General features: G+C 76.1%; 12 protein-coding genes and 1 pseudogene. 9 read left to right on the top strand and 4 right to left on the bottom strand.

Annotated features, from left to right (window positions below):
• Positions 1–97: 97 nt before the first annotated feature.
• From CXR44_RS16015 to CXR44_RS16060, 9 genes are read left to right on the top strand one after another with little or no spacing between them, the layout of a single operon-like run.
• Positions 98–1729, top strand: coding sequence for a carbamoyltransferase family protein (locus CXR44_RS16015; RefSeq protein WP_101786824.1), 1632 nt, complete (start codon positions 98–100; stop codon positions 1727–1729).
• Positions 1726–2880: a glycosyltransferase family 2 protein gene (locus CXR44_RS40940; RefSeq protein ID WP_245899198.1), complete on the top strand. Its 1155-nt coding sequence runs from the start codon at positions 1726–1728 to the stop codon at positions 2878–2880. The genes CXR44_RS16015 and CXR44_RS40940 overlap by 4 nt, the downstream gene beginning before the upstream one ends.
• On the top strand, positions 2877–3887 hold the full coding sequence (locus CXR44_RS16030) for a glycosyltransferase family 9 protein (protein WP_101786825.1): 1011 nt from the start codon (positions 2877–2879) through the stop codon (positions 3885–3887). The genes CXR44_RS40940 and CXR44_RS16030 overlap by 4 nt, the downstream gene beginning before the upstream one ends.
• Positions 3884–5080, top strand: a complete 1197-nt coding sequence (locus CXR44_RS16035) for a glycosyltransferase (protein WP_101786826.1) — start codon at positions 3884–3886, stop codon at positions 5078–5080. The genes CXR44_RS16030 and CXR44_RS16035 overlap by 4 nt, the downstream gene beginning before the upstream one ends.
• A 2-nt stretch (positions 5081–5082) precedes the next feature.
• Positions 5083–5631, top strand: a complete 549-nt coding sequence (locus tag CXR44_RS16040; RefSeq protein ID WP_101786827.1) for a D-sedoheptulose-7-phosphate isomerase — start codon at positions 5083–5085, stop codon at positions 5629–5631.
• Positions 5628–6962: a PfkB family carbohydrate kinase gene (locus CXR44_RS16045; protein WP_101786828.1), complete on the top strand. Its 1335-nt coding sequence runs from the start codon at positions 5628–5630 to the stop codon at positions 6960–6962. Before CXR44_RS16040 ends, CXR44_RS16045 begins: the two co-directional genes overlap by 4 nt.
• Positions 6959–7633 carry an SDR family oxidoreductase gene (locus CXR44_RS16050; RefSeq protein ID WP_101786829.1) on the top strand — a complete coding sequence of 225 codons (675 nt, stop codon included), beginning with the start codon at positions 6959–6961 and terminating at the stop codon, positions 7631–7633. Before CXR44_RS16045 ends, CXR44_RS16050 begins: the two co-directional genes overlap by 4 nt.
• Complete coding sequence (locus CXR44_RS16055) at positions 7624–8508, top strand: glycosyltransferase family 9 protein (protein ID WP_101786830.1); 885 nt, start codon at positions 7624–7626, stop codon at positions 8506–8508. Before CXR44_RS16050 ends, CXR44_RS16055 begins: the two co-directional genes overlap by 10 nt.
• Entirely contained in the window at positions 8505–9467 is a 963-nt protein-coding gene (locus CXR44_RS16060) for a UDP-glucuronic acid decarboxylase family protein (RefSeq protein ID WP_101786831.1), read from the top strand. The genes CXR44_RS16055 and CXR44_RS16060 overlap by 4 nt, the downstream gene beginning before the upstream one ends.
• A gap of 20 nt (positions 9468–9487) precedes the next feature.
• Here CXR44_RS16060 and mshC read toward each other — a convergent pair whose 3' ends face one another.
• From mshC to CXR44_RS40945, 4 genes and pseudogenes are all read right to left on the bottom strand, one after another.
• Positions 9488–10771, bottom strand: a complete 1284-nt coding sequence (mshC, locus tag CXR44_RS16065) for a cysteine--1-D-myo-inosityl 2-amino-2-deoxy-alpha-D-glucopyranoside ligase (protein WP_101786832.1) — start codon at positions 10769–10771, stop codon at positions 9488–9490.
• Positions 10772–10781: 10 nt separating this feature from the next.
• Positions 10782–11444, bottom strand: a complete 663-nt coding sequence (locus CXR44_RS16070) for an NRDE family protein (protein WP_101786833.1) — start codon at positions 11442–11444, stop codon at positions 10782–10784.
• Positions 11445–11497: 53 nt separating this feature from the next.
• Positions 11498–12262, bottom strand: a complete 765-nt coding sequence (locus CXR44_RS16075) for an SCO1664 family protein (RefSeq protein WP_101786834.1) — start codon at positions 12260–12262, stop codon at positions 11498–11500.
• Positions 12259–12367: pseudogene (locus CXR44_RS40945) on the bottom strand (DUF3090 domain-containing protein); the annotation flags it as partial. The gene CXR44_RS16075 and the pseudogene CXR44_RS40945, both read right to left, overlap by 4 nt.

A 12367-nucleotide genomic window follows, 5' to 3' on the forward strand; every position in this document is an offset into this window, starting at 1 on the left:
GGTCCAGTAGCGTGTTTCCGCATGTCGGACGCATGTGGGAGGTTTGAGAGCCGCTTCTCTCGGTAGCGCTTCTCCTACCCGTAGGGGGAGGAACCGGATGAGATTTCTCGGCATCAACGCGATCTTCCACGACCCCGCCGCCGCCCTGGTGGCCGACGGGCAGGTCGTGGCCGCCGCGGAGGAGGAACGGTTCAGCCGCCGCAAGCACGGCAAGCGGCCGCTGCCCTTCTCCGCCTGGGAACTGCCCGAGCAGGCGGCGGCCTGGTGCCTGCGCCAGGCGGGCCTCGACCCCGAGGACATCGACGCGGTCGCCTACTCCTACGACCCGGCCCTGGTCCGGCAGCGGCCCGACGGCGACTGGGAGGACCTGCGCACGACGTACGCGGTGCGCGCCCCCCTGTTCCTGGCCACGGCGCTGCCCGGCCTGGACCCGGCCCGGGTGCGGTTCGTGCCGCACCACGTCGCGCACGCCGCCTCGGCGGGGCTGGCCTCGCCCTTCCGGGACTGCGCGGTGCTGGTGTGCGACGGTCGCGGCGAGAACGTCTCCCACCTGGCGGGGCGCTACCGCGACGGCGAGCTGGAGGTGCTGGCGGCGCAGGAGCTGCCGCACTCCCTCGGCCTGATGTACGAGGACGTGACCGAGCACCTGGGGTTCCTGCGCTCCAGCGACGAGTACAAGGTGATGGCGCTGGCCTCCTACGGCCGGCCCCGGCACCTGGAGTCGCTGCGCGAGCTGATCTTCACCACGCCGGACGGCGGGTTCCGCGTCGAGCCGATCGACTGGAACGGCTACGCCAAGGCCCTGGCCAAGGGACAGCCGTGGACGGACGACCACGCCGACCTGGCGGCCAGCGTGCAGGCGCGGCTGGAGGAGGTGCTGCTGGAGCTGGTCCGGTGGCTGCACGAGCGGACCGGCGAGCGGCGGCTCGCGCTGGCGGGCGGGGTGGCGCTCAACTGCGTCGCCAACACGCGTCTGCTGGCCGAGGGGCCGTTCGAGGAGGTGTGGGTGCAGCCCGCGGCGGGCGACTCGGGCACCGCGCTGGGCGGCGCGCTGCACCTGGCGCAGGCCCACGGCGACCGGCCCGCGCCGATGCCGGGCGCCGACCTCGGGCGCGGCTTCACCGACGAGGAGCTGGGCGCCTGGCTGGACGTGGCGCGGGTGCCCCACACCCGGCCCGCCGACCTGGCGGGGGCGGTCGCCGCCGAGCTCGCCGCCGACCGGATCGTGGCCTGGTTCCAGGGCCGTTCGGAGTACGGCCCGCGGGCGCTCGGCCGCCGGTCGCTGCTCGCCCATCCGGGGCACGCCCGCAACACCGAGCGGCTCAACGACGTCAAGGGACGCGAGCAGTTCCGGCCGATCGCGCCGATGGTGCTCGCCTCCCGGGCCGCGGAGATCTTCGGCCGGGGGCCGCTGCCGTCGCCGTACATGCTGTTCGTGCACGACGTGCGCCCGGACTGGCGGGCGCGCGTCCCCGCGGTCGTGCACGTGGACGGCACCGCGCGCGTCCAGACCGTCGATCCGGGGGCGGATCCGCTGCTGGCCGGGGTGCTGGCCGCGTTCGAGGCGCGGACGGGACTGCCGGTGCTGGTCAACACGAGCCTCAACACCGCGGGACGGCCGATGGTGGACGACCCGCGCGACGCCCTGGAGTGCTTCGGCTCCTCGCCGGTGGACGTGCTGGCCCTCGGGCCGTACCTGGTGCGGCGGCGGGAGGTGTTCGGCTCGTGAGCGACGGGTTGATCAACGGACTGGTCACCGTGGTGATCCCCACGGTCGGCCGGCCGTCGCTGCGGGCGACGCTCGCGGCCCTGGGCAGCGACGTGCCGGTCGTCGTGGCCGACGACCGGCCGCCGGGCCGGCCGGAGGGGCGGCCGCCGCTGGACGTGCCCGGGCACGTGCGCGTGGTCCGGTCCGGGGGACGGGGGCCGGCCGCGGCGCGCAACGCGGGCTGGCGGGCGGCCGGCACGCCGTGGGTGGCGTTCCTGGACGACGACGTGGTGCCCGCCCCCGGCTGGTACGAGGCGCTGCGCGCGGACCTCGCGGGGCTGCCGGAGGAGGTGGCGGGCAGCCAGGGGCGGATCGAGGTGCCGCTGCCCGCGGGACGCCGGCCCACCGACGCCGAGCGGAACACGGCCGGGCTGGCGGAGGCGGAGTGGATCACCGCCGACATCGCCTACCGGCGGGCGGCGCTGGAGGAGGCGGGCGGGTTCGACGAGCGCTTCCCCCGGGCCTACCGGGAGGACGCCGACCTGGCGCTGCGGGTCAGGGCGGCGGGGCGGCGGCTGGTGCGCGGGGAGCGGGTCAGCGTGCATCCGGTGCGCGACGACGGGTTCTGGGCGAGCGTGCGTCTCCAGCGGGGCAACGCCGACGACGCGCTGATGCGGCGCCTGCACGGGCCGGCCTGGCGGGAGGCCATCGGCGGCGGCCGGGGCAGGCTGCGGCGGCACGCCGTCACGAGCGGCCTCGCGCTCGCCGCGGCGGCCCTCGGCCTGACGTCCCTGCTGCGCTCGCGCCGCGCACCGCGGGCTCCCCTCGCGCCGGGAGCCCTCCGGAAGCCGGGAGCCCTCCGGAAGCCGGGAGCCTTCCGACGGCCAGGGAACTTCGGGACGACGGGAGCCTTCCGACGGCCAGGGAGCTTGGGGACGACGGGAGCCTTCCGACGGCCGGGGGGCTTGGGGAGGACGGGGTCGCTTCTGTGGTGGGCGGCGGTGCTCGCCGGGGCCGGATGGGCGGCGCTGACCGCCGAGTTCGCCTGGGCGCGCATCGCGCCCGGCCCGCGCACACCCCGCGAGCTGCTGCGGATGGCCGTCACCAGCGTGCTGATCCCGCCGGTCGCCTGCGCGCACCGGCTGCGCGGCGAATGGGAGGTACGGCGATGAGCGGCCGGGGGCGGGTGCTGGTGGCGCGGCTGGACGACGCCGGGGACGTGCTGCTGGCCGGCCCGGCCGTGCGGGCCGTCGCCGCGCACGCGCGCGAGGTGACGATGCTGGCCGGCCCCCACGGCAGGGCCGCGGCCGAGCTGCTGCCCGGCGTGGACCGGGTGGTCGTGTGGCGGGCCCCGTGGATCGCCCACCCGGCGCCGCCCGTGTCGGCCGACGCCGTCGCCGGTCTGGTCGCCGAGCTGGCCGGGATCGACGAGGCGGTGATCCTCACCTCGTTCCACCAGTCGGCGCTGCCGCTGGCGCTGCTGCTGCGGCTGGCCGGGGTCGGCCGGATCTCCGCGATCAGCAACGACTACCCGGGCTCGCTGCTGGACGTGCGGCACGTCGTAGACGAGGACGTGGACGTGCCGGAGCCCGAACGGATGCTGGCCCTGGCCGTGGCCGCCGGGTTCGAGCCGCCGCCGGGCGACGACGGCGGGCTCGCCGTGCGCCGGCCGCTGCCGGACGTCGCCCGGTTCGGCCTGGCGGGCGGACCGTACGTGGTCGTGCACCCCGGGGCGTCGGCTCCGGCGCGGACGTGGCCCGCCGAACGCCACCGGCAGGCCGTCCGCGAGCTGGCCGACGACGGGCACCGCGTGGCCGTGACCGGCACGGAGCGGGAGCTGACCGCGTTCGTCGCCGGCGAGGCCGGCCTCGACCTGGGCGGGCTGACCACGCTCGCCGAGCTGGCCGCGCTCGTCGAGGGCGCCGGGGTGCTCGTGTCCGGTAACACCGGCCCGGCCCACCTGGCCGCCGCGGTCGGCACGCCGGTCGTGAGCCTGTTCGCCCCGGTCGTCCCGGCCGCCCGGTGGGCCCCGTACCGGGTGCCCACCGTGCTGCTCGGCGACCAGGACGCGCCGTGCCGCGGGTCCCGGGCCCGCCTGTGCCCGGTGGCCGGTCACCCGTGCCTGGCGCGGGTCACCAGCGAGCAGGTCGTCAAGGCTGTGAGGGAGCTGGTCCCGTGAAGATCGCGCTGATCTCCGAACACGCCGACCCGCTGGCCGCGATCGGCGGCGTCGACGCGGGCGGGCAGAACGTCCACGTCGCGGCGCTGGCCGCCTCGCTCGCGGCGCGCGGGCACACCGTCGTCGTGCACACCCGGCGGTGGGACCCCGGCCGGCCCCGCGCGGTCGCCCTGGCTCCCGGGGTGACCGTCGACTACGTCGAGGCCGGACCGGTCGCACCGGTGCCGAAGGACGAGCTGCCGCCGTACATGCCGGAGTTCACCGAACGGCTGGCCGCGCGGTGGGCGGCGGACCGGCCCGACGTCGTGCACGCGCACTTCTGGATGAGCGGCCAGGCGGCGCTGCTCGCCCGCGGCGGCGTGCCCATGGTGCAGACGTTCCACGCGCTCGGCACCGTCAAGCGGCGCTGGCAGGGCCGGGCCGACACCAGCCCGCCGCACCGCGTGGAGACCGAGCGGCAGATCGGCGGGCGCGCCGACGCGGTGCTGGCGACCTGCGGCGACGAGGTCGCCGAGCTGCGCGCGATGGGGGTGCCCGAGGAACGCGTCGCGGTCGTGCCGTGCGGGGTGGACCTCGGGATGTTCCGGCCGGACGGGCCGGTCGCGCCGCGCCCGGGCGGCGCGCGGTCGCCGCTGGTGCTGAGCATCGGCCGGCTGGTGCCGCGCAAGGGCGTGGACACGGTCGTCCAGGCGCTGCGCGCGGTGCCGGACGCCGAGCTGGTGGTCGCCGGCGGCAGCCCGGACGACGACGAGGCGGTCCGGCTGCGCGAGCTGGCCGCCGGGTGCGGGGTGGCCGGCCGGGTCCGGATCGTGGGCAGCGTGCCGCGCGACCAGGTGCCGGCGCTCATGCGGGCCGCCGACGTGGTGGTGACCGTGCCGTGGTACGAGCCGTTCGGCATGGTGCCGGTCGAGGCGATGGCCTGCGGCGTGCCGGTCGTCGCCTCCGCCGTCGGCGGGCACCTGGACACGGTGGCCGGCTGCGGCGTGCTGGTGCCGCCGCGCCGGCCCCGCGCGCTGGCGCGGGCGCTGCGCGAGCTGCTGGACGATCCGGCCAGGCGCCGCGAGCTGGGCGCCGCCGGCACCCGCCGGGCCCGGGAGAGGTACGGCTGGCCGCGCGTGGCCGAGCAGACCGAGGCCGTGTACACGCAGGTGATCGACGGCAAGCTGTGCCGCCTCGCCGCGCTGGGAGGGTAGCCATGGACGCTCATCTGGACAAGCTGCGCACCGCCCTGACCCGGGTCGACGACCACGCGGCCGTCGTGCGCGCCTGGGGCGGCAAGCTGGCCGGCATCCTGGGCTCCGGAGGCAGGCTGCTGGCCTGCGGCAACGGGGGTTCGGCGGCGGAGGCCCAGCATCTGACGGCCGAACTGGTCGGCAGGTTCCGGGACGACCGCCGGCCGTACGCGGCGATCGCGCTGCACGCCGACACCTCCGCGATGACCGCGATCTGCAACGACTACGGCGCCGAGGAGGTCTACGCCCGGCAGGTGCGGGCGCACGGCCGGGAGGGCGACGTGCTGATGTGCCTGTCGACCAGCGGCCGAAGCGGCAACGTGCTCGCCGCGGCGCGGGCCGCCCGCGCGTGCGGGCTGCTCGCCTGGGGGCTGACCGGCCCGGCGCCGAACCCGCTGGCCGGCCTGTGCGACGAGGTGGTCGCCGTGCCGGCCGAGGAGTGCGCCACGGTGCAGGAGGTGCACCTGGCACTGGTCCACCTGCTGTGCGACGCGGTCGAGGAGGCGCTGTGACGGGGCCGCTCGTGGTGATCGGGGACACGCTGCTGGACGTGGACGTCGAGGGCGGCAGCGAACGGCTGTGCCCGGACGCCCCCGTCCCGGTGGTGGACGTCGAGGCGGAGCGGGCACGTCCCGGCGGCGCCGGGCTGGCGGCGCTGCTGGCCGCCCGCGACGGCGCCGAGGTGGTTCTGGTGACCGCCCTCGGCGACGACCCGGCGGGCCAGCGACTGTGCGGGCTGCTGGCCGGCGAGGTGGACCTGGCGCGGCTGCCGCTGCGCGGCGGCACCGTGCGCAAGACGCGGGTCCGGGCCAGGGGTCAGACGCTGGTCCGGATCGACGCCGGGGACGGCCGGGCCGGCTACGCACCCGGCGCGGAGGCGGCCGCGGCGATCCGGCGGGCCGGCGCCGTGCTGGTGTCGGACTACGGCCGGGGCGTGGCGCGGGTGGCCCGCGAGCTGCTGCGGGGCGTGCGGGTGCCGGTCGTGTGGGACCCGCACCCCCGCGGCGAGGAACCGGTGCCGGGCTGCGCGCTGCTGACGCCGAGCGAGGCCGAGGCGCGGCGGCTGTGCGACGGCCCGTACGAGAGCGCCGACCAGGCGGCCCGCCGCCTGCTGCGGTCGCTGCGCGCGCACGCGGTGGCCGTCACGCTCGGCGTTCGGGGCGCGACCCTGGCCCGGGAGGGCGGGGCGCTGACGCACGTGCCGGCGCCGGTGTCGGCGTCCGGGCAGGACGTGTGCGGGGCCGGGGACCGGTTCGCCGGGGCCGCGGCGCTCGCCCTGCGCGACGGAGCGGACGTGGAGGAGGCGGTCACGGTCGGGGTGGGCGAGGCGTCCCGGTTCGTGGAACGCGGCGGCGCCGCGGCCGTCCGGATCGCCGAGCAGGAGCTCGGCGACCGGCCGCGGACCGCGCTGGAGGTGGCCGAGCTGACCCGGGCGCGCGGCGGGCGGCTCATCGCCACCGGCGGCTGTTTCGACCTGCTGCACGCCGGGCACGTGAGCCTCCTGCGCCGGGCGCGCGCCCTCGGCGACGCGCTGGTGGTGTGCGTCAACTCCGACGACTCGGTGCGCCGGCTCAAGGGCCCCACCCGGCCGATCGTGGACGTCCGCGACCGGGTCGAGGTGCTCAGGGCGCTGGCGTGCGTGGACGCCGTGCTGGTGTTCGACGAGGACACCCCGGCCGCGGCGATCGAGGCGCTGCGCCCCGACGTGTGGGTGAAGGGCGGCGACTACGAGGGCGGCGTGCTGCCCGAATCGGAGGTGCTCGACAGGCTCGGCGCCGAGACCGTGGTGCTCAGCAGCCTGCCGGGCCGATCGACGACCAATCTCATCAGGGAGATCAGATGAACGTGTTGATCACTGGAGGCTCGTCCGGGCTCGGCCTGGCCACGGTCGAGGCCGTGCGCAAGGAGGGCTGGCGGCCGCTCGTCGTGGACGCGCGCGCCCCCGGACAGGACATCGAGCACGTGGTGGCGGACCTGGCCGACCGCGGGCAGGCCGAGCGGGCCGTGCGGGAGCTGGCGGAGCGGGCCGGCGGGCTCGACGGGGTCGTCACGGCGGCGGGCATCGACGCCTGCGGCCGGCTGGACGAGGTGCCGGCCGCAGACTGGGATCGTGTCGTCATGGTCAACCTGCTGGGCACGGCCTCGGTGGTGCGGGCGGCGCTGCCGTACCTGAAGCGGACCCGCGGCACGGTGGTCACCTGCGCCTCGACGCTGGGGCTGCGCCCGCTGAGCGACGCGACGGCCTACTGCGCGTCGAAGTTCGGCGTGGTCGGGTTCACCCGGGCGCTGGCCGTGGAGACCCGCGGCGAGGTCGGGGTGACGCTGCTGATCCCCGGCGGGATGCGGACGGCCTTCTTCGACGGCCGGCCCGAGCAGTACAAGCCGGGCCCCGAGGCGGGCCTGAACGACCCCGCCGACGTGGCGCGGACCGTGGTGTTCGCGCTCAGCCAGCCGCCCGGCTGCGAGGTCAGGGAACTCGTCGTCTGCCCCTCGACGGAGACGTCATGGCCCTAGAGCTGCTGGCGCTGCGCGGGCTGGGGCTGGGCGACCTGCTCACGGCCGTGCCCGCGCTGCGCGCCCTGCGCCAGGCGTTCCCCGGCCATCGCGTCACGATCGCGGCGCCGGCCTCGCTGGCGGCGCTGATGCCGCTGATCGGCGCGGTCGACGACCAGATCGACGTGTCGGGTCCCGGCCCGGTGCCGTTCGACCGGCCGGACATCGCGGTGAACCTGCACGGGCGCGGCCCGCAGAGCCTCGAGGCGCTGCGGGCGACCCGGCCCGGCCGCTTGATCAGCTACGGGGCCGGACCGTCCTGGCCGGAGGAGGTGCACGAGGTGCGCCGCTGGTGCGACCTGCTGGAGTGGCACGGCATCAAGGCCGACCCGGACGACCTGACGCTGGGCGTCTCCGACCGGTCGGGCCCGGTGGTGATCCATCCCGGCGCGGCCTTCCCGGCGCGGCGGTGGCCCCCGGAGCGGTTCGCGCGGGTCGCCTCCGCCCTGGACCGTGCCCTGGACGACGTGGTCGTCACCGGCTGCGCCGCGGAGGCCGGGATCGCCCGGACGGTCGCCGGGCTGGCCGGGCTGCCGCCGGACCGGGTGCTGGCGGGCCGTACCGACCTCGCCGGGCTGGTCGAGCTGGTGAGCCGGGCCCGGCTGGTGGTGTCCGGCGACACGGGGGTGGCGCACCTGGCGACCGCGTTCTGCGTGCCGTCGGTGGTGCTGTTCGGGCCGGTCCCGCCGGCGCTGTGGGGGCCGCCGCCCGGCTGGCGGCACGTCGCCCTGTGGGCGGGGCTGCGCGGCGACCCGCACGGCCGGCGGGTGGACCCCGGCCTGCTCCAGATCGAAGTGTCCGAAGTCGTCGAGGCCGCACTGGAGGTCACCTCATGAAGGCGCTGGTCACCGGCGGAGCCGGGTTCCTCGGCTCCCATCTGTGCGAACACCTGCTCGACCAGGGTGCGGAAGTCATCTGCATGGACAACTTCCTCACCGGCGGGCCGCGCAACGTCGAGCACCTCATCGACCGGCCGGCGTTCCGGATCATCGAGTGCGACCTGACCGGGTTCGTGCACGTGCCCGACCGGCTCGACCTGGTCCTCCACTTCGCCTCGGCCGCCTCCCCCGCCGACTACCTGCGCTACCCGATCGAGACGCTGCGGGTCGGCAGCACCGGCACGCTGCACGCGCTCGGGCTGGCGCGGGAGAAGGGCGCCCGGTTCGTGCTGGCCTCGACGAGCGAGGTGTACGGCGACCCGCTGGAGCACCCGCAGCGGGAGTCGTACTGGGGCAACGTCAACCCGGTCGGCCCGCGCAGCGTCTACGACGAGGCGAAGCGCTTCGCCGAGTCGCTGACCACCGCATACCGGCAGTCACGCGGCACCGACACCGGCATCGTGCGGATCTTCAACACGTACGGGCCGCGGATGCGGCCCTTCGACGGGCGGGCGATCCCGACGTTCATCCGGCAGGCGCTGCTGGGCGAGCCGATCACCATCACCGGTGACGGCTCGCAGACCCGCTCCATCTGCTACGTGGACGACACCGTGGCGGGCGTCCTCGCCATGGCCGGCAGCGACTTCGCCGGGCCGGTGAACATCGGCAACCCGGACGAGCTGACGATGCTGGAGCTGGCGACCCTGGTCAAGGAGCTGACCGGGTCGTCGTCGCCGATCGAGTTCATCGAACGGCCGCCCGACGACCCGATGGTGCGCCGGCCCGACACGTCGCTGGCCGCCGAGCGGCTCGGCTGGCGGGCGGTGGTGCCGGCGGCCGAGGGGCTGCGCCGGACCATCGCGTGGTTCGTCGACGAGCTGTCGCACCGGCACCGGCTGGAACGGCTGGGCGCCTGACGCGGCGCGCCGGTGGCGCGCTAGAGGGCCACTCCGAGCAGGGCGTCGGCCAGGTCGCGGACCAGGCGAGGCGAGGCCGCGTCTCCTCCCTGACCCGTTGCCGCGTCCGTGCCCGTGCCCGTGCCCGTGCCCGTGCCCGTGCTCGGGTCTGAGGCGGCGAGCGCCTGGTCGGTCCAGGCGTCGACGGCGGCCAGCGCGCCCGGCGCGTCGAGGTCGTCGGCGAGCCGTTCGCGCACCCGGGCGAGCAGGTCGCCGGCCGGCGGGGCGGCCGGCAGCGCGACCGCGGCGCGCCAGCGGGCCAGCCGCCGCTCCGCGGCGGCCAGCTGGTCGGGGGTGTACTCCCAGTCGGCGCGGTAGTGGTGGGCGAGCAGCACGAGCCGGATCGCCATCGGGTCGTGCTCCGCCCGCAGCTTGGAGACGAACACGAGGTTGCCGCGCGACTTCGACATCTTCTCGCCGTCGAGCGCCACCATGCCGGCGTGCGTGTACGACTTGGCGAACGGCCACTCGCCGGTGGCCGCGTGCCCCTCGGAGGCGCCGCACTCGTGGTGGGGGAAGATCAGGTCCGAGCCGCCGCCCGCCACGTCGAACCCGGCGCCCAGGTGGTCGAGCGCGATCGCGGTGCACTCGACGTGCCAGCCGGGGCGGCCGCGGCCCAGCGGCGACTCCCACGACGGCTCGCCCGGCCGTTCGGCCTGCCACAGCCGCCAGTCGAGCGGGTGGCGCTTGCCCGGCCGGTCGGGGTCGCCCCCGCGCTCGGCGAACAGCTCCCGCATCCGCCGCTCGTCGTAGCCGGACACCTGGCCGAACTTGGGCGCGTCGGCCGAACTGAAGTAGACGTCGCCGTCGAGCTCGTAGGTGACGCCCTTGGCCCGCAGCGACGCGATCAGCTCGGCGACCCGCCCGATCACCTCGGTGACGCCGACGTACTCGCGGGGCGGCACGATGCGCAGCGCCTCCATGTCGGTGCGGAACAGCTCGATCTCCCGCTCGGCGAGGTCCTGCCAGGCCACCCCGGTCTGCTGGGCGCGTTCGAGGAGCGGGTCGTCGACGTCGGTGGTGTTCTGCGTGTAGTGCACCTCGTGCCCGTTGTCGCGCCAGACGCGGCCCGCCAGGTCGAAGGCCAGGTAGGTGTTGGCGTGGCCCAGGTGGGTGGCGTCGTACGGGGTGATGCCGCAGACGTACATCGTCGCGGTGGGGCCCGGGTCGGTCTGACGCACCTGCCCGGTGGCGGTGTCATGGAGCCGCAGCGGGACGCCGGCGCCGGGCAGGTCGGGGATGTTCGGGGCGGACCACGATCTCATAGTTTTGAGCCTATCTGTCCCGGTCGGCGGTCAGGTCGGTGAAGTCGTACGTCACACCGTCGGTGTCGAGCGTGACACGCATGATCGACAGGGAGGCGAAGACGCGGCCGCCGGGGGTCTCGTGGCGGACGAGGAGCGACTCGGGGGCGCTCGACGGCTGTCCGGCGGCCAGCTCGCGCCAGCCGGCGGCGGACGGAGAGGCGGCGGCGAAGCGGGGCAGGTGGGCGACCACGCGCGGATGGGCCGGGTCCAGGCCGGTGTTGACGATCATGCTGGTGCCGTCGGGCAGGTCGGCGGTGGTCAGCCGGACGCCGTCCCAGCTGGCCAGGCGGGCCCGTCCCGCCTCGGCGAGCACGAGGTGGAACGGGTCGTAACGGGTCAGGTCGGGGCCGGGCAGGTCACCGGTGGCGGCGGCGCGCAGGGCGAGGTCGCCGCGGGAGGTCCGGACGGCCTCGGGGGCGGGCACGCCGTGGCCGTTGAGCAGCGCCGCGGCGCGGCGGGCGGCCGGGTGGACGGCGAGCCAGGTGCCGCCGGCCTTGAGGTCGCGCCCGCCGAGCACGCCCGGGTGTTCGGGCCAGTGCTCGCCCGGGGCCTCCCAGGGCCGGTCGGTGTACTCGTCTCGCACGCCCAGCAGGGTGAGCGGCAGCCCCGTTCTCACGATCACGGTGCACATGGGGCAAAGCGTATTGGCTTCCTCGTGGCTCCGAAGGACCGGGACTCCCCTTGTCAGATGGGGGGCCAGGGGATGGCCGGCCAGTCCTCGGACGGGTAGGGGTGCACGCCGGTGTCGAGCAGCCGTCGTACGCGGTGCCAGGTGGCCTCCACCTCGGCCGGCGTCAGCAGCTCGCGCAGCCTGCGGCCCAGCGCGCCCGCCTCCAGGTCGCGTTCGAGCTTGGCGAGCACGCCCACCGCCTCGCGGGAGAGCGGCTTGCCGCGCCACTGCCACAGCACGGTGCGCAGTTTGTCCTCGGTGGCGAAGCAGACGCCGTGATCGACCCCGTAGACGTGGCCGGTGGGCAGCGGCAGCAGGTGGCCGCCCTTGCGGTCGGCGTTGTTGACGACGGCGTCGAAGACCGCCATCCGGCGCACCACCGGGTTGCGGCTGCGCACCAGCCGCATGAGGTCGATCTCGCGCTCGGTGTCGATCCACAGCTGGCACATGCCGGGCCCGAACGGGCCGTCGCGGTAGACCGTCGGCGGGACGATCCGCCACCCGGTCGCCTGGGACACCTCGAACGCCGCCACCTCGCGGGCGGCGAGGGTGCCGTCGGGGAAGTCCCACAGCGGGCGCTCGCCACGGACGGGCTTGTAGACGCAGGCGGCGGTGCGCTCCCCGAGGGTGACGGAGCAGTAGAGGGTCATGTTGGTCGCCTCCACCAGGCGGCCCGCCACCTCCAGCCGCCCGTCGCGCAGCAGCTGGAGCGCCCTGTCGTCGTCCATGACGGGCGCGTGCGAGGGCCTCACGACCGGCTCGCTCTCCGGCGCGCTCATGAAGCCGCCTCACCCCCGCGGTATCCGTTGAGTCGGACACAGACGTGTCCCTCGGCGTCGAGCGGCTGCCCGCAGAGGGGACACGGCGGGGGGCCGGCGGGGGCG

This window comes from Nonomuraea indica, assembly GCF_002850745.1.
GTDB lineage: Bacteria > Actinomycetota > Actinomycetes > Streptosporangiales > Streptosporangiaceae > Nonomuraea > Nonomuraea indica.